This is a genomic window from Nonomuraea sp. LP-02, assembly GCF_036289125.1.
In the GTDB taxonomy this organism is placed as follows: Bacteria; Actinomycetota; Actinomycetes; order Streptosporangiales; family Streptosporangiaceae; genus Nonomuraea; species Nonomuraea bangladeshensis.
In genome coordinates this window covers 8,311,575-8,329,888 of sequence record NZ_JAXCLK010000001.1, presented here as the reverse complement: position 1 = coordinate 8,329,888, position 18,314 = coordinate 8,311,575, and the positions used below count along the sequence as shown (strand labels likewise).

Annotated in this window: 16 protein-coding genes; 11 read left to right on the top strand and 5 right to left on the bottom strand. The window is 70.7% G+C overall.

Translation table 11 applies throughout. The annotated features are described in order from the left end of the window. The first annotated feature begins 48 nt into the window (after positions 1 to 48). The 8 genes from SMD20_RS39130 to SMD20_RS39095 all read left to right on the top strand — a co-directional run bounded on the left by SMD20_RS39130 (position 49) and on the right by SMD20_RS39095 (position 9,798). Positions 49 to 420, top strand: coding sequence for a hypothetical protein (locus SMD20_RS39130; RefSeq protein WP_091078002.1), 372 nt, complete (start codon positions 49 to 51; stop codon positions 418 to 420). Next, entirely contained in the window at positions 417 to 1,550 is a 1,134-nt protein-coding gene (locus tag SMD20_RS39125) for a GNAT family N-acetyltransferase (protein ID WP_329590915.1), read from the top strand. Before SMD20_RS39130 ends, SMD20_RS39125 begins: the two co-directional genes overlap by 4 nt. Positions 1,551 to 1,698: 148 nt before the next feature. After that, complete coding sequence (locus SMD20_RS39120; protein WP_329590913.1) at positions 1,699 to 2,532, top strand: glycosyltransferase family 2 protein; 834 nt, start codon at positions 1,699 to 1,701, stop codon at positions 2,530 to 2,532. Between the two features lie 21 nt (positions 2,533 to 2,553). Next, the gene (locus SMD20_RS39115) at positions 2,554 to 3,495 is read left to right on the top strand and encodes a glycosyltransferase family 2 protein (protein WP_329590911.1); all 942 of its coding nucleotides are present in this window, start codon (positions 2,554 to 2,556) and stop codon (positions 3,493 to 3,495) included. Next, on the top strand, positions 3,492 to 4,295 hold the full coding sequence (locus tag SMD20_RS39110; protein WP_329590909.1) for a polysaccharide deacetylase family protein: 804 nt from the start codon (positions 3,492 to 3,494) through the stop codon (positions 4,293 to 4,295). Before SMD20_RS39115 ends, SMD20_RS39110 begins: the two co-directional genes overlap by 4 nt. Next, on the top strand, positions 4,288 to 5,604 hold the full coding sequence (locus SMD20_RS39105; RefSeq protein ID WP_329590907.1) for a lipopolysaccharide biosynthesis protein: 1,317 nt from the start codon (positions 4,288 to 4,290) through the stop codon (positions 5,602 to 5,604). Before SMD20_RS39110 ends, SMD20_RS39105 begins: the two co-directional genes overlap by 8 nt. Positions 5,605 to 5,636: 32 nt before the next feature. Beyond that, a complete protein-coding gene (locus tag SMD20_RS39100; protein WP_329590906.1) occupies positions 5,637 to 8,525 on the top strand; it encodes a hypothetical protein in 2,889 nt (962 codons plus the stop codon). Between the two features lie 94 nt (positions 8,526 to 8,619). Next, the gene (locus SMD20_RS39095) at positions 8,620 to 9,798 is read left to right on the top strand and encodes a DUF418 domain-containing protein (RefSeq protein WP_329590904.1); all 1,179 of its coding nucleotides are present in this window, start codon (positions 8,620 to 8,622) and stop codon (positions 9,796 to 9,798) included. Here SMD20_RS39095 and SMD20_RS39090 read toward each other — a convergent pair. The 4 genes from SMD20_RS39090 to SMD20_RS39075 all read right to left on the bottom strand — a co-directional run bounded on the left by SMD20_RS39090 (position 9,779) and on the right by SMD20_RS39075 (position 13,844). After that, positions 9,779 to 10,510, bottom strand: coding sequence for a uridine kinase (locus SMD20_RS39090; RefSeq protein WP_329590902.1), 732 nt, complete (start codon positions 10,508 to 10,510; stop codon positions 9,779 to 9,781). The genes SMD20_RS39095 and SMD20_RS39090 overlap by 20 nt on opposite strands. A 22-nt stretch (positions 10,511 to 10,532) precedes the next feature. Further along, positions 10,533 to 11,924, bottom strand: a complete 1,392-nt coding sequence (locus SMD20_RS39085; protein ID WP_329590900.1) for a GH39 family glycosyl hydrolase — start codon at positions 11,922 to 11,924, stop codon at positions 10,533 to 10,535. A gap of 108 nt (positions 11,925 to 12,032) precedes the next feature. Continuing rightward, the gene (locus tag SMD20_RS39080) at positions 12,033 to 12,785 is read right to left on the bottom strand and encodes an SDR family oxidoreductase (RefSeq protein ID WP_329590898.1); all 753 of its coding nucleotides are present in this window, start codon (positions 12,783 to 12,785) and stop codon (positions 12,033 to 12,035) included. A gap of 33 nt (positions 12,786 to 12,818) precedes the next feature. Next, positions 12,819 to 13,844, bottom strand: coding sequence for a phosphotransferase family protein (locus SMD20_RS39075; protein WP_329590896.1), 1,026 nt, complete (start codon positions 13,842 to 13,844; stop codon positions 12,819 to 12,821). Between the two features lie 157 nt (positions 13,845 to 14,001). Between SMD20_RS39075 and SMD20_RS39070 the strand changes: the two genes are divergently transcribed. Then, positions 14,002 to 15,084, top strand: a complete 1,083-nt coding sequence (locus SMD20_RS39070; protein WP_329590894.1) for a GNAT family N-acetyltransferase — start codon at positions 14,002 to 14,004, stop codon at positions 15,082 to 15,084. Beyond that, positions 15,081 to 16,211 carry a DegT/DnrJ/EryC1/StrS family aminotransferase gene (locus SMD20_RS39065; protein WP_329590892.1) on the top strand — a complete coding sequence of 377 codons (1,131 nt, stop codon included), beginning with the start codon at positions 15,081 to 15,083 and terminating at the stop codon, positions 16,209 to 16,211. The genes SMD20_RS39070 and SMD20_RS39065 overlap by 4 nt, the downstream gene beginning before the upstream one ends. Here SMD20_RS39065 and pdxR read toward each other — a convergent pair. Further along, positions 16,183 to 17,571: a MocR-like pyridoxine biosynthesis transcription factor PdxR gene (gene pdxR, locus SMD20_RS39060; protein ID WP_329590891.1), complete on the bottom strand. Its 1,389-nt coding sequence runs from the start codon at positions 17,569 to 17,571 to the stop codon at positions 16,183 to 16,185. The genes SMD20_RS39065 and pdxR overlap by 29 nt on opposite strands. A 71-nt stretch (positions 17,572 to 17,642) precedes the next feature. Between pdxR and SMD20_RS39055 the strand changes: the two genes are divergently transcribed. After that, positions 17,643 to 18,281: a pyridoxamine 5'-phosphate oxidase family protein gene (locus SMD20_RS39055; protein WP_329590889.1), complete on the top strand. Its 639-nt coding sequence runs from the start codon at positions 17,643 to 17,645 to the stop codon at positions 18,279 to 18,281. The last annotated feature ends 33 nt before the right edge of the window (positions 18,282 to 18,314 follow it).

Sequence of the window (18,314 nt, the reverse complement as noted above, 5' to 3'; positions counted from 1 at the left end):
GCGATCAATCGTGCTGTGACCAGTTGAGAGCAGGAGAGAGTCAAGGAAATGCTCAAGCAACGCCGCAAGGCCCTCGCCTGGCTGGTGGGGCTGGCCTGCGTCGCCGGAGCAGCGGTGGCGCTGTTCGACATCGAGACGCCGCTGCGCCCCTTCCTCATCTCCCTGTTCCTGCTCGTCGTGCCAGGAGCGGCGGTAGTGGGACTGTTGCGCGATCGTGACCCCCTCGCCGCGCTGTCGGTGGGAGCCGCGGCAAGTCTCGTCATGAACGTTCTGCTCGCCGAGGCCATGCTCCTGTTCGGAGCCTGGTCCCCGAGGGCCGGTGTCGCCACCGTGGCCGTCCTGGGCGGGTTCATGTACGTGCTGCGCGTCTTGTACCGGGGGAAGAGCATGCAGACCGAACAGGGGGCCAGGGCAAGGTGAAAATCCAGGTAGTTCGGCCGGGAGAGCTCGGCGAGGCCGAGCGCGACCGATGGCGTGAGCTGCAGAAGGCCGACCCGAGTCTGGACAACCCGTTCCTGTCGGTCGAGTTCGCCCTGGCGATGGACCGCCTGCGCGACTACGTGAGGGTGGCCGTCATCAGCGACGGTGGCCGCGTCGCCGGGTTCTTCCCGTACGAGCGGCACAGCTTCGGCATCGGCAAGCCGCTCGGCGGCTTCCTGACCACGTGCCACGGCCTGATCGCGAGCCCGGAGCTGAAGCTCGACGCCAAGGCGCTGCTGCGTGCCTGCAAGCTCAGCGTGTTCGACTTCGACCACCTGGTGGCCGGGCAGCCGACGTTCGCTCCCTACGAGCAGGACGTCCGCCCCGCCCCCGTGATGGACTTCACCCAGGGCTTCGACGCCTGGCTGGAGCAGGTGAAGTCCAACTCGCCCAAGAACCTCAAGACCGTTCGCTACAAGGAACGCAAGCTCGGCCGCGAGCAGGGCGAGCTGCGTTTCGCGTGGTCCACGCCCGATCCGGAGGTCCTGCGGATCCTGCTGGCCTGGAAGTCCGACCAGTACCGCCGCACCGGCCGGGTGGACCGCTTCGCCCAGCCGTGGATCGTCGAGCTGACCGAGATGATGCATGCCGAGAACGCATCGGACTTCGGGGGCGTTCTGACCATGCTCTATGCCGGTGACGTACCGGTGGCCGGGCATTTCGGCCTCCGTACGGCGACCACGCTTGTAGGGTGGTTCCCCGCCTACGACACCGAGTACGCCCGCTACTCCCCCGGCATCGTCCACCATCTGCAGATGGCCGAGGCCGCCGCGAAGTCGGGTCTGCACATGGTGGACATGGGCAAGGGGGGCAAGGAGTACAAGGACTGGCTCAAGAGCGGCACCCTCTATGTCGCCGAGGGCCGGGTGTCACGGCCGTCCGCGTCAGCGGCCGTGCACTGGATGGGCCGAACTCCTTTGAACAAAGCCCGAACAATTGTCCTTGACCGGCCGTCTCTCTATAGAGCGGCCGACCGCGTCCTCAAGGGCTTCGGTCGGGTGCGCACCTCGATGCAGCAGCAACAGGAGTCACCCAACGCAGTAGCGAACGAAGCGACGGGAGCGCGCTGACCGCTCCCACCCAGCAGTCCGGCATCCCGTACACCCTCACTCCACAGGCACCTCCGATGCACCCTTCACCGGCATCGCCGTTTCCGCAGCACCCGGGAACGGTGCAGGCCGGCTCGCAGGGGAGGGCCACGGAAGGATATCCCTCGCCATGAGTCCCGAGATCACCAAGCACAACGGCAAGGCTCACACCTCGCCCCTCCGTTCCATGCCTCCGCCCAGCAGCTTCACGCCCGTCACCCCGCACCTCGCCATCTCTCCGACGGTGAGCGTGGTCGTGCCGGCGATGAACGAGGCGGAGAACCTCCCGCACGTCTTCGCCACGATCCCGCAGTGGATCGACGAGATCGTCCTCGTCGACGGCAACTCCACCGACGACACGGTGGCCGTGGCGAAGCGCCTGCGCCCCAACGTCAAGGTGGTCACCCAGACCGGCAAGGGCAAGGGCGACGCCCTGGCCGCCGGCTTCGCCGCCTGCACCAGCGACATCATCGTGATGATCGACGCCGACGGCTCCACCGACGGCCGCGAGATCATCAACTTCGTGGGCGCGCTGGTCACCGGCGCCGACTTCGTGAAGGGCTCGCGCTACGCCTCGGGTGGCGGCAGCGACGACCTGACGGTCAACCGCCGTCTGGGCAACAAGGTCCTCACCGGCATCGTCAACGTGATGTACAACACCAAGTACACCGACCTGTGCTACGGCTACAACGCCTTCTGGGCCCGGCACCTCGACGTGCTCAACCTCGACTGCGACGGCTTCGAGGTCGAGACGCTGATGAACGTGCGTGCGGCCAAGGCTGGGCTTAAGGTTCATGAGGTGCCCAGTCACGAGCGCAACCGCATCCACGGTGAAAGCAACCTGCACGTCGTGCGGGACGGCTTCCGCGTGCTCAAGACCATCCTGAAGGAGTGGCGCCGCCAGCCCAGCGCTCCGCAGCCCGAGCCCACGGCCCGGCCTGCCGCCGACCGGGGCGTCGCGTAATTTCCCGTTAAGAGGCCTGTTGTGAACACGTCTGTTGTCATCTGCGTCTACACCGAGGACCGGTGGGAGGACATCAGGCAGGCAGTCGAGTCGGTCGAGAACCAGACACGCCCGGCATACGAGCTGATCCTGGTGGTCGACCACAACCCCGAGCTGCATCTCAAGCTCAAGCGCGAATACCCGCAGGCCATCGTCGTGGAGAACACCCACGACAAGGGGCTGTCCGGTGGCAAGAACACCGGCGTCGCGACCGCGGCAGGCGAGATCGTCGCCTTCCTCGACGACGACGCGGTCGCCGACCCGGGATGGCTGGAAGCTTTGGAGGAGGGCTTCCAGGAACCCGGCGTGGTGGGCGTTGGCGGCCGCACCGAGCCCATCTGGGCCTCGGGGCGGCGGCCGGGGTGGTTCCCGTACGAGTTCGACTGGACGGTCGGCTGCAGCTACCGCGGCATGCCCGCGGTGCGTGCGCCGATTCGTAACGTCATGGGCGGAAACGCCGCGTTCCTGCGCGACGCCGTGTCCGAGGTGGGCGGTTTCCACAGCGGCATCGGGCGCGACGTGCAGGGGCGCAAGTCGCGCCCGCTGGGGTGCGAGGAGACCGAGTTCTGCATCCGGCTGAGCCAGCGCAAGCCCGGCTCGGTCATGCTGTTCGAGCCGCGTGCGCTCATCGGTCACAAGGTGTCCCTGCAGCGGGAGCGGTTCGCGTACTTCCGGTCGCGCTGCTACGCGGAAGGGCTGTCGAAGGCGCTGGTCACGAAGGAGGTCGGCACCCAGGACGGGCTGTCGAGCGAGCGCGCCCACGCCATGAAGACGCTGCCGCTGGGCGCGCTGCGCGGCCTCGGCGAGGCGCTGCGCGGTGACCTCGGCGGGCTCGGCCGGGCGTTCGCGATCGTCATCGGGCTGGCCTGGACGACCTGGGGCTACGTGGTCGGCTCCGCGCGATTGAAGGCGGCGCGGTCATGACCCGCGTACCGATCCTTATGTACCACTCCGTCACGGACACTCCCAACGACGAGACCAAACCGCACGCGGTGCGTCCCGGCGACCTGGAGGAGCAGCTCGACCACCTGAAGAGCACCGGCTTCACCCCGCTCACCCTGGGCGACCTGGTGGCCGCGCTCAACGGGATCGACGGTCACAGCGTGCCGGCCAAGCCGGTCGTGCTGACCTTCGACGACGGCTACGCCGACTTCCACACCCACGCGCTGCCGCTGCTGGAGCGTTACGGCTTCCCCGCCACGGTCTTCCTGACCAGCGGCTGGGTCGCCGACGCCGGAGCCGAGGCCGCGGGCCGCCCCCTGGACGCCATGCTGTCCTGGGGGCAGGCCCGCGAGGCCGCGCAGACCGGCATCGAGATCGGCGGCCACAGCCACAGCCACCCCCAGCTCGACCAGCTCCGCGACGACGAGCTGCGCCAGGAGCTGCGCAGGAACAAGGGCCTGCTGGAGGAGAAGATCGGCGCGCCGGTCGCCACCATGGCCTACCCCTACGGCTACAGCAGCGCCCGCGTACGCCGCGAGGTGCGCAAGGCGGGCTACTTCGCCGCCTGCGCCGTCAGCAACTCGATCGCCGCCGATCGCCACGACATCCTCGCCATCCCCCGGCTGACGGTCGGCAAGGGCCAGACCATCGGCATGTTCAAGCGCGCCGTCGAAGGCAACGCCGTACCCCTCATCTACCTGCGCGAGCGCATCCTCACCAAGGGATATGCGGTCGTGCGGCGCACGAGGTACGGGCTGCGGCGGGTGCGCGGAAATGTCTAGCGTCCGGGCCAGGATCCTCCACGACCTGCGCAACCCGCTGTTCCGCCAGGGCTACGCCCTCATGGCCAACACCGTCGTCACCGGCGTGCTCGGCATGGGCTACTGGCTGCTCGCCGCGCACTACTACACGCCCGAGGAGTTCGGCCGCGGGCAGGCCGTCATCACCGCGATGCGGCTGTTCGCGTCGCTGACCGCGCTCGGCTTCGTCGGCGCGCTGGCCCGCTTCCTGCCGGTGGCGGGCCGCCGCACCCCTGAACTGATCCTCAGGGGGTACGGGCTGGCCGCCGCCACCGGGGGGGTGGCGGCGCTCGGCTTCCTGCTGACCCTGCCGATGTGGGGGCAGACGTACCAGGTGCTCGGCGGGTTCGGGCCCGGGCTGTTCTTCCTGGGGTCCGTGCTCGTGTGGGCGGTGTTCACGCTCCAGGACGTGGTGCTGACCGGGCTGCGGCGGGCGACCATCGTGCCGTTCAACAACCTCGTGTTCGGCCTGGTCAAGATGGGGCTGCTGGTCGCGCTGGCGGGCGCGCTGCCCTCGGGCGGGATCTTCGTCTCCTGGATGATCCCGACCGCGCTCGCGCTCATCCCGATCAACTGGCTGATCTTCGGCTTCGTCGTGCCGCGGCACGTCAAGCAGGCCGATCCGGCGCAGGAGCCGCCGCAGCTGCGCGAGGTCGGGCGGTTCCTGGCCGGCGACTTCCCCGGCACGCTGTCGATCCTGGCGATCGTCTACCTGGTGCCCGTGGTGGTCGCCACGCAGGTGGGCGAGGCCACGTTCGGGCGCTTCTCCATGGCCCACACGCTGGCGAGCATGATCGAGCTGCTGGCCATGAACATGGCCGTCTCGCTCACCGTCGAGGGCTCCTTCGACCGGGCGCGGCTCGCCGAGAACTGCCGGCGGGCGCTGCGGCGGGCGTTCATGATCGTGACGCCGATCATCACCGTGGTGATCCTGGGCGCGCCGCTCATCCTGACCATCTTCGGCTCGGAGTTCGCCGAGGAGGGCACGCTGCTGCTGCGGCTCATGTCGCTGGCCGTGCTGCCGAGGGTGCTGATCGAGGTGTATCTGAGCGCGCTGCGGGCGCAGAGCCAGGCGCGCACGCTCGCGGCCGTGCAGATCGGGCTCGCCGCGCTCGTGCTGATCTCCACGATGGCCCTGTTCCCGTTCGCTAATGTGAACGCGGTGGGGTACGGCCTGCTCCTCAGTGAGCTCCTCATGGCTCTTTTGATCTTTGGAAAGCTACGTAAGATTCTCAAAATTGACGAGACCGGGCGTGAGACTGTCACCCAGGGGTTGTCCGGGGCCTCATGATGGTCAGCGTGAGGCAACCGGACGGCGATGGCGTGAGAATGGTGAACAGCGGCTCCTCGGACGTGCGTGGGGACAAGGAGGAGTCGGAGGTGCCCTTCGACCCGGACGCTACGGGGGTCATCCCCAGACTGACGTTCGACGAGGAACCTTCCGGCCGCGGTCCCGGGCAGAGCTCCGGCGAACCCGCCGGCGACGAAGCCCCCGCTGAGCGCGCTGACGACAAGGGCGACGGGGCTGTCTCCGACGGGGAGGCCTCTGCTGACGACGGGGACGACGACCGCGCGGCGGATCAGACCGCCACTTTCCGCATCCCCTCCGCTCTCCACATCGGCCGCCCGCCGACGGCGAAGGAGGCGGCCGACCTGTCGACCGCCGGAACGGTGTCCATGCCCGTTCTCTCCGAGCCGGAGACGGCCGAGGACGGCCCCGGCCCAGAGGACGACACCGCTGCGGGGGCTGCGGAGGCAACGCGGGCTGTGTCGCGGGCGTCCGTCGCTCTTGGCGCGGACGCGCCGGGCGGGCCGCAGGCGGAGGACGGTTCGAGCTCGGCGGCTCCCGTCGCGGAGCCTGCGCCCACTCCCGCGTCCACGCCCGCGCCCGCTCCCGCTGCGACGCCTGAGCGCGCGCCCGAGTCCGGTGCCGCGTCCGCGCCCGCCGCCGCTCCCATTGTCGCGCCCGCCGCCGCGCCTGAGCCTGCCGTCGAGCCCGTGCCCGTCGCCGCGCCGGCACCCGCCGCCGCGTCCGCGCCCGCCGCTGCTCCCAAGGGTGGCGTCATGGGGCGCATCGGGGCGTTGGTGGCCAGTGCGCCCAAGTGGCTGCCCGTGCTGCTGGTGCTGGAGGGCCTGGTCATGTACGTCCTCGCCCTGAAGGTCCCCCCGGGGCCCTTCCGTGGCGTGGATCCCTCCAAGATCGACGGCCTGGGGCTGATCTCCGCCCTCCCGCCCACGGCGTTCCTGGCGATCCTGATCATGATCGTGTCGTTCTTCGTCACGGTCGCCCAGAGCACCGACCGCAAGTTCCTGCTGCTGTTCCAGATCGCCGCCATCACGTTCGCGCTGCACGGCGCGGGCGCGCTGGTCGCGTCGGAACCGCGGTTCCCGACCGCGTACATCCATGCCGGTTTCGTGGAGTTCATCAGCAGGACCGGCGAGTCGGCGATCAGCATCGACGCCCGCATGGGCTGGCCGGGCTTCTTCGCGTTGTTCGCCTTCGTCACGAAGGCGGCCGGCATCGAGGACATGACGACGATCCTCCAGTGGACGCCGCTCCTGTCCAACCTGCTCTATCTGCTGCCGTTCGTCCTGATCCTGCGTCAGGTGGTGGCGACGACGCGGGCGCGCTGGTTCGCGGCGCTGCTGTTCGTGCTGGTGCAGTGGATCGGCCAGGACTACTTCTCGCCCCAGGGCTTCACGTTCGCGCTCTACCTGGCGTGGGTGGCGATCCTGCTGCGCTGGTTCGGGCGGGTGGAGCCGCGCACCAAGCCGATCCCGCCGAAGGGGCTGCGCAAGCTCATCGGCCGGCTGGACGCGATGACGCCGGGCGAGCTGGCCAACACGGGGACCTTCCGCGCCGACAAGCTGCTCATGTTCATGCTGCTGGTGGCGCTGTTCCTGGCGTCGGTGGCCTCGCACCAGATCACGCCGTTCATGATGCTGGGCGTGCTGACGGCGTTCCTGATCGTCAAGCGGACGTCGCTGACGTGGGCGCTGCCGTTCTTCCTCGGGCTGGCGGTGCTGGCCTGGATCAGCTACATGACGGTCGGCTTCTGGTCGAGCCAGATCGACGCGATCTTCGGCGGCCTCGGCAACATCCTGCAGAACCTGCGCAGCAACACCGGCGACCGCATCGAGGGCAGCGACCCGGCGCACGCCCTGGTGCTGCAGGCCCGGCTCGGCATCCTCGTGGTGATCCTCAGCCTGGCCGCGACCGGACTGGTGCGGCGGCTGCGGCGCGGGGTGTTCGACCGCTCGGCGCTGATCCTGCTCTGCGTGCCGGTGCTGGCGCTCGGACTGCAGAGCTACGGCGGCGAGATCGGCCTGCGCATCTACATGTTCGCGCTGCCGGGGGCGTGCCTGCTGGCCGCGTACGCCTTCTTCCCCAACCTGCCGGCCGACAGCGCGGACGTGCGCGAGGAGACCGTGCCGCTGCGCAGGCGCAACGTGCGCTTCGACCCGCAGCTCACCAAGAAGCTCTCGGTGGTGCTGGCGGCCTGCTTCGCGGTGCTGTTCGCCTTCGCGTTCCTGATGGCCCGCTACGGCAACGAGAAGTTCGAGCGGGTCACCACCGGCGAGGTGGAGGCCCTGCACCACGTCTACGCCAACGACAAGCCGAGCGCCCGCGTGCTCTACCTGGTGCCCAAGCTCGGGCGCGAGGTGACGCCCACCATGCCGTGGGGCGAGCGGGACGTCGAGATCGTCAGCTTCAACGTGCAGGCGCTGGTCCACAAGGACCCGACGCAGATCGCGGACGCGGTCAAGGCGCTGCAGGAGCAGCCGCGCAACTCCTACCTGATGGTGAGCCGCGGCCAGGTGAGCTACCTGCAGCTCAACGAGGGCTACCCGGCGGACTGGGGCGAGCGGTTCCGCGCGGCGCTGGACGCCTCGCCCGACCTCAAGCGGGTCTACTCCAACCCCGACGCGGCGCTCTACACCTGGAAGAAGTTCGTCCGCGGCACGGAGACGCCGGAGCCGAGGCCGTACAAGACCCCACGGGGCGAGCCCACCTCGCCGTGGACCCCGGTCGGCATCGCCGCGCTGGGCCTGACGTGGGCCACCCTCTTCGGGTACGAGGTCATCCGGCTCAACGGCCCGAACCGGGCGAGGAAGGCCAGGCGGCGGCTGCTCTACCTGGCGATCCCCTCGTTCGTGGTGGCGTTCGCCGTGATTATTGAGAGGTTCCTCTATATCGCGGCAAATAACTAACTTCATTCACAGGAAACCCTCAGGATGTGCGGAATGATGGCCCGTGATGAGATCACAGCAGGCACGTTCCACCATCCCGGACGCAGCACCCGTAATGGGTAGAGGCACGCGGATCGCCTCAGTCGACGCGCTGAGGGGCTTCGCGCTGCTGGGCATCCTCCTCGTGAACATCGCCTTCCTGGCCTCCGGCTACCGGATGGCCGGGCAGGCGGAACCGGCGTTCAACGGCCCACTCGACTGGGCCGTGCGCTGGGTGGTCACGTTGTTCCTGGAGAACAAGTTCTATCTCCTGTTCTCCTTCCTGTTCGGCTACAGCTTCACGCTCCAGCTGGGCTCGGCCGCCCAGAAGAGCCTGCGCTTCACGCCGATGTTCCTCCGCCGGCTCGGCGGGCTGTTCGTGCTGGGACTGGCGCACGCGGTGCTGCTGTTCCCCGGCGACATCCTGACGACGTACGCGGCGGTGGGCGTCGCCCTGTTGGTGCTGCGCCGGATCACGCCCCGGGCGGCGGTCCTGCTGGCCGCCGGGCTGACGGCGCTGCTCGCGCTGGCGTTCGTGCTGCTGGCCGTCCTGACCTCGGCCGGGCTCGACATGAGCCACACGGTCGCGGACACGGCCGCCGAGGCCGCCCGCTCAGACGCGGCGCTGGTCGGCGGGTTCGGGCAGATCGTCGAGGAGCACGTACGCAAGCTGTCGCTGATCCTCGTTCTGCGGGTGTTCTTCCAGGGGCCGGCGGTGCTGGCCGCGTGCCTCATCGGGCTCGCGGTGGGCAAGCTCGGCCTCCTGCGCGACCCCACGGCCCACTGGAACGCGCTGCGCAAGCTCCAGTGGATCGGCTTCACCGTGGGGCTGTCCGGCGCGCTCTTCTACACCGTCTCGGCCTGGACCGGCATGGCGCACAAGTTCTGGGGCGAGGCGGTGGACCTGGTGACGGCCCCGCTGCTGGCGGCGGCGTACGCGGCCACGTTCCTGCGGCTGCTGCCGCGCCTGCCGGGCCTCGGCCGCGTCCTGGCCGCTCCCGGCCGGATGGCCCTGTCCAACTACCTGGCGCAGTCGCTGATCTGCTCGCTGATCTTCACCGGGTACGGCTTCGCGCTCATGGACCGGGTCAGCCCGCCGATGGAGGTGCTGATCGCCTGCGTCGTCTTCGCCGCCCAGGTCGGCTACAGCCGGTGGTGGCTCGGAAGGCACAGGTACGGGCCGGTGGAGTGGTGGCTGCGGCACCTGACGTACTGGCGCCGCCCCACCTCCACGGTCATGCAGCCGGGCGGATGAGGCGGGGCCGGTCGAAGGCGGTGTTGTCGACGATCGCGTCCACGCGCCCCAGCGGGTCGGCCTCGGCGAGGTAGACACGCGCGGCGACGAGGTAGCGGTCGCGGTGCACCGCCTCGGCCGCCGGCCCAGCCCAGTCCTGGTCGCGGGCGGCGCCGCGGCGGACCGAGAGCTCGGCGTCGACGTCGATCCAGATCCGGTAGTCCCAGTAGGCGTCGAGCTCGGGGCGGAAGGCGAACACGCCGTCGGCGACGAGCACCGCGTCGGCGGTCAGCGGGGTCGTGGTGGCCGAGTGGTCGACCTGGGTCAGGGGGTCGATGGAGCACAGGGCGCACTCGGCCGCCCGGGGCGAGCGGAAGGGGTCGAGCAGGACCCGCTTCAGCGTGTCGTAGTCGTAGGCGTTGCGGTAGTAGCCCTCGCCCGACTCGCGGTCGTACAGGTGGCGGTCCTTCCACGGCTGCTTGAAGTCGTCGAGCGTGGCGCGCAGGACCGTACGGCCACGTGCGGCGAGCTCCGCGGCCAGCTCGTGGCCGAAGCTGGTCTTGCCGGCCGCGGTGAGGCCGTCGAGGCCCACCAGCAGCCGGCCGGAGCCGCGGGCGAGCACGCGGCCGGCCAGCTCGGCCACGAGCCGGGCGCGGTCGGCCGAGGCCGGCGGCGGGACCGGCTGCCGCCAGGTCGAGACCGAGTAGTGGACGTCACGCGACTCCTGTGGCACGCGCCTCACGATAGCGACGGGCCTACGCGCCGCCCCGACCGGCCCACTTGATCTCGTACGGGGCGAAGGAGACCTGCCGGCCGTCCACGGTGGCGGTCAGCTGCTCACCGGTCGTGTTGACCATCACGACCTGGCGTTCCTGGCCGAGCGCCTTCACCCTCGGGTCCGAGGACTGGACGTCGGTCAGGCGGGTCCCGTTCGGGAACCATCGGGTGAAGCCGCTCAGCAGCCCCGCCATCGGCAGCTCGCCGCCCACCTTGGGCGCCCACAGGCAGCCGGGGCACTCGCCCTCGTCCTTCTGCTGCGGGTTCCAGTAGAGGGCCGTCGTCACGCCGCTGCGCGCGAACTCCATGAGCGCCGCGGCCTGGACCGCCGTGCGCTTGTCCTCGCTCCAGCCGGAGTTCTCCGGCTCGACGTACCACTCGGCCCACCACACCGGCAGGTCGCCGCTCTGCTGCCGCAGCCAGCCGGTGATCGCGCTGAACTTGCCGAGCGCGGCGAAGTCGTCGGGAACGTTCCCCTTCTCGGTCGTCATCGAGGCGCCGTCCACGACGATGAAGTCGGCGCCCTTCTTGTGCTGGAGCCAGTATCTGATCGCGTCGAGCGCCCGCTGGTCCACCGTGCCCCACGGGCCGCTCAGCTCGGAGCGGGCGTCCGCTCTCGTGCTGCTGCTGATCGACATGTACGGCCCGCCGACCTGGATGTCCTTGTCGACCTTCTTCAGCGCGTCGTAGACCTTGTTGTACATCTCGGTGTAGCCGCGGGCGTCCCACTTGTTGGTGGTCGGGTCCCAGAAGCCCTTGAACTCGTTCCACACCATGTAGTGCTTGACCGTCGGGTACTGCTTGGCCACCCGCGCCGCCAGCGCGGCGAAGTCGTCGAAGTGCTCGGGCTCGGGCGCGACCGTGTGGTTCTTGCTCCAGTCGGTGCGGCCGGCCTGCCCGCCCTTCATCCAGTCGGGCGCGCAGCACAGCGTGATGACCGGGACCGCCCGCGCCGAGGACATGAACGTCAGCCGCCGGTCGAGGTCGCGGAAGCTGAACCGGCCGGGGCTCGGCTCCGGGTTGCCCACTCCCCAGCCCATGATGTGCTGGTTCTGCAGCATCGGCACCCGCCCGAGCACGCCCCTCGCCTGCTCGACGACCTCTTCGGGCTCGTTGTCCGCGCTGTACTGGGTGTGGGTGACGCCCCAGCGCGGCCAGGCGTCGAGCGCGGGCGGCGCCTCCAGCGTGGGGGCGGGCGCCTCGGGCTGGGCCGTGGCCACGTCGCTGCCGGAGAACCCCTCGCGGGACTTCGAGCGCATCGAGGCGTAGACCATGATGCCCGCCACCAGGACCACCGCGAGGATTCCCGCTCCCACGGCGATGGGCCAGGGCGATCGTCGGCGCGCGTGCCGGCCGTCGGTCGGAATCACGGAGGGCTCCTCACGGAAGGTGGCGGAACGTTCGAGGGCCGGGCGACAGGCCCGGCCCTCATTAAAGTAATGGCTCCGCTTGCATGCGGCTTGCCGTGCGCAAACCTGCTACTCGGCCTGCGGCGGCCGCTGGCCGCTCGCGGGGCCGGGCACCCCGGCGTAGCGGTAGGGCACCGGCTGCCGTCCCGGCTGGACGATGAGGAGCGTGCCGGGCGTGTCGGTGTAGAAGGCCGACTCGACGGCGGCGGCCACGTCCTCGGCCGTGAGGAGCGGGAACCCGGCGCTGGTGAACATCTCCTTGGCCGCCGCCACGAGCGGCGTGTCCGTGAAGCCGGGGCAGACCGCGCTGATCCGGATGCCGCGCGCCGCGAGCGGCTCGGCGAGCGCGCGCACCAGGCCGACCACGGCGTGCTTGCTCATCGTGTAGATCGGGTCGCCGGCGAAGCCGACCAGCCCGGCCAGCGACGCGGTGACCACGATCGCGCCGCCGCCGGAGCGTTCGAGCAGCGGCACGGCGGCCCGCGCCCCGAACACCACGCCGTCCACGTTCACGCCCATGACCTGGCGGTAGCGGTCGAGGTCGAAGTCGGCCAGGTCCACCCGCCCGGTCATGCCGGCGTTGAGGTGCACGAGGTCCAGCCGCCCGTAGTGGCGCTCGGCCAGGGCCACGGCCTCCAGCGAGGCATCCGGGTCGCTGACGTCGGCCGCCAGCCACGCGCCGTCGACCTCCTTCGCCAGCCGCTCGACGCCCTCGGCGTCGAGGTCGACGAGGACGCAACGGGCGCCGGACGCCGACAGGCGGCGGGCCGTGGCGGCGCCGATGCCGCTCGCGGCGCCGGTGATCAGTGCAACAGTGCTCATGACGCTCCCTGAGGGTCTGGCCTGGCGGCTGGTTCAGATCTGGTCAAGCGTGCGGTGCGCGCGGGCGATCAACGTCGGCACCGCCGCGCCGATCCGGTCGAACCCCTCCCCCACGGTCTTACCCTGGCGGAAGCGCGCGTGAATGCCTTCGATGATGACCGCGAGCTTGAAGTTCCCGAAGGCGACGTAGAAGCCGAGGTCGGTGATCTCCCGGCCGGACGCCTTCGCGTAGTGCTCGGCGAACTCCGCCGCGTCCAGGAACCCGGGCGTGAGCGTGGCGTCGCCGGCCACCGGGATGCCCGCCCGCTCGTCGTCGCCGCGGCTGTGCCAGTACGTCAGCGTGAGCCCCAGGTCGGCCAGCGGGTCGCCGAGCGTGGACATCTCCCAGTCGACCACGGCCAGGATCTCCAGGTCGCCGGCGCGGACCAGGGTGTTGTCGAGCCGGTAGTCGCCGTGCACCAGCGTGCCGGGAGCCTCCGGGGGCAGCCGGTCGCGCAGCCGGCGTACGAGCTGGTCGTACTCCGGCAGGTCAGCCGTCTTCGACCGCTCCCACTGCTGGCACCAGCGGTCGAGCTGGCGGGTCATGTATCCCTCTGGGCGGCCGAAGTCGCCGAGCCCGACCTCGCGGTAGTCGACGGCGTGGATGGCGGCCAGCACCTCGGCCAGCCGCTCCGACAGCCGGCGTACGTGCTCGGGCGGCGGGTCGCCCAGCTCGTCCCTGGTGCGCATGGCCGTCCCCGGCACGTGGCCCATGAGGTAGAACGGCGCGCCGATCACGTCCTCGTCGCCGCAGAAGGCGACCGGCTCGGGCACCGGCACGGGCGTCGGCGCGAGGGCGGAGATGACGCGCCATTCGCGCCGCATGTCGTGGGCGGTGGGCAGCACGTGGCCAAGCGGCGGACGGCGCAGCACCAGCCGGCGCTCGCGCGCCTCGACGAGGTAGGTCAGGTTCGACCTGCCGCCCGAGATCAGGGACACGGACAGGGGCTCGCCGGCGTCGGGCACGTTGCGGCCCATCCACTCGACCAGCCGGGGCCACTCGATGCCAGGTACGGTCATGGACCTACATTAGAACGTCACTCGGTTCTGAACGATACCTGAGAGTTTTGTAACGTTCCGGACCTGCGGCGATGAGCATTCGGTAGGGTCGCTTACCCTGGCAGTTACCTGGTCCGATCCCTTGCTACACACAGAGTGCGGTCATCTGTAGGAGCACATGCGCGTCACCCTCGCCCTCCCCCGTGAGCTCGGACCGTCCGAGGTGAGCCGTTGGCGCGCTCTGCAGGAGTCGGACCCCGCCTACGACAATCCCTTCCTGTCGCCCGAGTTCACGATCACGGTAGGCGAGTTGCGCGAGGTCGTCCGGGTCGCCGTCCTCCACGACGGCCCCGACATCGTGGGCTTCTTCCCCTTCGAACGCCATCCGCTGGGCATCGGCAAGCCGGTCGCCGCGGGGCTGACCGACGCGCAGGGGCTGGTGTGCGCCAAGGACCTGGAGATCGACGCGCACCGGCTGATCAAGGACTGCGGGCTGGCCGTCTACGAGTTCGACCACCTGGTCTCCGGGCAGCCGCTGATGAGCCCCCGTGCCGAGCGCTACCCGTCGCCGATCATCGACCTGCGCGACGGCTACGAGAACTACACGGAATTCCTCAAGGACAACTCCGGCAAGACGTACAAGAGCACGCTGGCCAAGTCGCGCAAGCTCCAGCGCGAGGCCGGTGAGCTCCGCCACGACTACGCCGTCACCGACCTGGAGCCGCTGCGCACGCTGCTCGCCTGGAAGACCGACCAGTACCGCCGCACCGGCCGCACCGACCGGTTCGCCCACCAGTGGATCGTCGAGCTGGTCGAGCGGCTGCTCGCCACCAGGACCGACTCCTTCGCCGGCGTGCTCGACATGATCTACGTCGACGGCCGCCCGGTGGCCGGGCACTTCGGGGTGCGCACCCGCACCACGCTGGCCGGCTGGTTCCCCGCCTACGACACCCACTTCGCCAAGTACTCCCCCGGCCTCATCCACCATCTCGCGATGGCCGAGCAGGCGGCCGCGTCCGGGATCGAGGTGATCGACATGGGGCGCGGACAGAAGGAGTACAAGGAGAAGCTGAAGAACGGCGAGCTCGAGGTGGCCGAGGGCCGCCTCGCCAGGGCGAGCGCGGGAGCGGGCGTGCACTGGATGATGCGCGTCCCGGTGCGTAAGGCCCGCGCGACGGTGATGGCGCATCCGCTTCTTCTGCGCACTGCCGACAAAGCATTGAAAACGTACGGACGACTCCGTAGCGTTATGCCCCGGTGAAACACATCGAAAAGCGCACGGGACGTCACTGTCTGTCGTTACCGTCCAATCGGCTCGGTCTCTACCTGGCACTACGGCACTGGTGCACGCCCGGGCAGCGGCTGCTGATGTCGCCGATCTCGGCCGACGAGATCCTGTTCCTGGTGCTCGCCGCCGGGCTGCGCCCGGTGATCGCCCCGCTCGACCCGCGCGACGGCAACATCGACGCTGCCCGCGTCGACCTCGCCACCATTGACGCCGTGCTCACGACCAACCTCTACGGCCTCCCCGACCGCGTCACCGCCTTCACCGGCAAGATCCTCATCGAGGACGTCGCCCACGCCATGGAGAGCGATCTCGACGGGCGGCCGCTGGGCACGTTCGGCCAGGCGGGCGTCTTCAGCCTCTCCAAGCACCCGGGAGCGGGCTCGGGCGGCGTGCTGGCCGTCGAGCACGCCGCCGACCTGCGGGCGCTCGAACGCGCCCGCGACGAGGTGCTGGCCCCCGGCTCGCTCCGCGCCGACCTGCTGTCGGTGTCCACCTCGATGGCCCGCCAGGTCGCGCTCAGGCTCGGCCAGGTGCGGCCGGCGCTCGCCGTCGCCCGCGCGATCGGGCTGGAGGAGCCGCGCGACGGCTTCCGCATCCCGCTCAACCCCGACGCGCTGGATCTGGCGCTCAAGGAGATCCCCGAGCTGCCGCCGTTCGACCCGTGGGTCCGCGCCGACCTGCATGCCTACCGCTCGCGCCGGGGCCGGCTGGCCCGCTGGTACCAGGGGCGCAGGACGGCCAAGGTGCCCGGCGAGCGCGCCCGGCGGCTCGCGGGGGTGGCGCGGCTGGCCGAGCTGCCCGCCGTCGCGCCGGCCGTACGCGACCACCTGGACCAGCCGCTGTTCCGCGTCCCCCTGCTGGTACGCGAGCGGGACGCGGCCATCGCCGAGCTGGAGCGCCACGGCGTTTCCACCGGCTACCTGTACGCCCCCGCCTACGACGACTACGCCCCCGGCTTCGCCGAGCCGTCGCCGGACCCCGCCCAGGCGCGCTGGTGGGCCCGCCACGTCCTTCCCGTGGACCCGATGTACGTCCACCGCTCCCTGCCCGTCCTGCGCGCCCTGGAGCCCGCTACGGCGCCGCCGCCACCGCTTCCCTGATGATCGCGGCGAGGATCCGGCAGCCCCGGCGCACGTCGGCCAGCGACGCCGAGCCGTAGCCGATCACCAGCCCGTGCAGCCGCTCGCGGCCGTGATGGTGCCGGCCGGTGGCGTCCAGCAGGACCCCACGCTCCCTGGCCCGCTCGACCACGACGGGCACCACGGCGGCGGGCAGCTCGGCGAGGACGTGCAGCCCCGCGGTGTCGCCGCGCAGCCGGCAGACCGGCCCCAGCAGCTCGACGACGACGGCCCTGCGGCGGGCGTACTCCAGGCGCATGCGCCGCAGGTGCCGGTCGAGGTCGCCGCGCTCCAGCAGGGTCGCCACCGCCTCCTGGACCGGGCCGCTGGTGCGGTCGGCGACCGCGCTGCGCAGCCCGGCGATCCGCGCGACCAGCTCCGGCGTGCCGACCAGCCAGCCGACGCCGACGTCCGGCGAGAGGGTCTTGGACAGCGTGCCGAGCAGCACCACCCGCGACGGGTCGAGACCGTAGAGCGCGGGCAGCGGGGCGACGTCGTAACGGAACTCGGCGTCGTAGTCGTCCTCGACGATGGTCGCGCCGGTGCTCCGCGCCCAGGACAGCAGCCGCTCGCGGCGCGGGATCGGCAGCCGGCCGCCCAGCGGGAACTGGTGGGCGGGGGTCGTGTAGAGCACGCGGAGGTCGCCGGGGAGGTCGTCGACGATCACGCCGTCGGCGTCCACCGGGCAGGGCACGATCTCGGCGCCGCGGGCCGCGAACACCGTGCGGGCCACGTGGTAGCCAGGGTCCTCGACCCCGGCGCGGGCGCCCGCGCCGAGCAGGGCGAGCGCGCACAGGTCGAGGCCGTTGCCGGTGCCCCTGGTGACCAGGATGTTCTCCGGGCCGACGGCCATGCCCCGCGCCCTGCGCAGGTGGTCGGCCAGCAGCTCGCGCAGCCGTGGCAGGCCGTACGGGTCGGGCTCGGCGCCGGGCGGCGACTCGCCGGCCCTGCGCCAGGCGCGCTTCCAGGCGGCCCGGTCGTAGTCGCGCACCCAGGGCCGGCCCGCCGTGAGGTCGACGAAGGCGGCGGCGGGCTCGGGCGGGCCCTGGTCGGAGGGGGTCTCGCGCGGCGGCGTGACCACCCGCTCCATGTCCGCCACGAAGGTGCCCGAGCCGTGCCGGCCCTCCAGCCACCCCTCGGCGTAGAGCTGCTGGTACGCCTCCGTCACGACGGTCCTGCTCACCTTGAGCTGGGCGGCGAGCGCCCGGCTCGACGGCAGCCGCTCGCCGGGCGGCAGCGTGCCGTCCAGCATGGCCCGGCGCAGCCAGCCGGCGAGCTGGGCGGTGAGCGGCACGGCGGCGTCCCGCGAGAGGGAAACCGGCAGGTCGACGGAGCTACGCACGCAAGTGGTCCCTACGAAGGGGTCGATAGTGGCCATCCAGACTAGGTCCACTTCATGCGTACGGTCGAATCATGCTCTCCGCCACTCCCCGCACCACGCTCGGCCGCTCCAAGGAGCGCGGCAGCACCGACAGGGACGACCTGTACGACGTGCTCGACTCCGGCCTGATCTGCCACCTGGGCGTCGTCGTGGACGGCTGCCCCATGGTCGTGCCCACCGGCTACGGCCGCCTGGACGACATCCTCTACCTGCACGGATCCACGGGCGCCAGGTCGCTGCGCGCGGCGGACGGCGGCGAGGTCTGCGTGACGGTCACGCACCTGGACGGCGTCGTGCTGGCCCGCTCGATCTTCCACCACTCGGTCAACTACCGCTCGGCGATCGTCTACGGCCGGGCCCGGCTGGTGACCGACCCCGACGAGCGGCTGGCCGGCCTGCGGGCCCTGTCGGAACGGCTGGCGCCCGGCCAGTGGGACTACGTCAGGCGGCCGAACCGCAAGGAGCTCGCCGCCACCGCCGTGCTGGCCCTGTCGCTGGAGGAGGCGTCGGTCAAGACGCGCCGCGGCGGGCCGTCGGACGAGGAGGAGGACTACGCGCTGCCGGTGTGGGCCGGCGTGCTGCCGCTGGTCACGGCATGGGGGGCGCCCGAACCCGATCCGGTGCTCCCAGAAGGTATCGATCCCCCCGTTCACATCCTCAATCGGGAGTAGTTCCATGAATCAGGGCCACCTGGCAAACCCGCG

Excerpts from the sequence above, each read along its gene's own strand:
- SMD20_RS39130 (WP_091078002.1), top strand. The coding sequence starts at position 49 with ATGCTCAAGCAACGCCGCAAGGCCCTCGCCTGGCTGGTGGGGCTGGCC.
- SMD20_RS39120 (WP_329590913.1), top strand. The coding sequence starts at position 1,699 with ATGAGTCCCGAGATCACCAAGCACAACGGCAAGGCTCACACCTCGCCC.
- SMD20_RS39110 (WP_329590909.1), top strand. The coding sequence starts at position 3,492 with ATGACCCGCGTACCGATCCTTATGTACCACTCCGTCACGGACACTCCC.
- SMD20_RS39105 (WP_329590907.1), top strand. The coding sequence starts at position 4,288 with ATGTCTAGCGTCCGGGCCAGGATCCTCCACGACCTGCGCAACCCGCTG.
- SMD20_RS39095 (WP_329590904.1), top strand. The coding sequence starts at position 8,620 with ATGGGTAGAGGCACGCGGATCGCCTCAGTCGACGCGCTGAGGGGCTTC.
- SMD20_RS39080 (WP_329590898.1), bottom strand. The coding sequence starts at position 12,785 with ATGAGCACTGTTGCACTGATCACCGGCGCCGCGAGCGGCATCGGCGCC.
- SMD20_RS39075 (WP_329590896.1), bottom strand. The coding sequence starts at position 13,844 with ATGACCGTACCTGGCATCGAGTGGCCCCGGCTGGTCGAGTGGATGGGC.
- SMD20_RS39070 (WP_329590894.1), top strand. The coding sequence starts at position 14,002 with ATGCGCGTCACCCTCGCCCTCCCCCGTGAGCTCGGACCGTCCGAGGTG.
- SMD20_RS39055 (WP_329590889.1), top strand. The coding sequence starts at position 17,643 with ATGCTCTCCGCCACTCCCCGCACCACGCTCGGCCGCTCCAAGGAGCGC.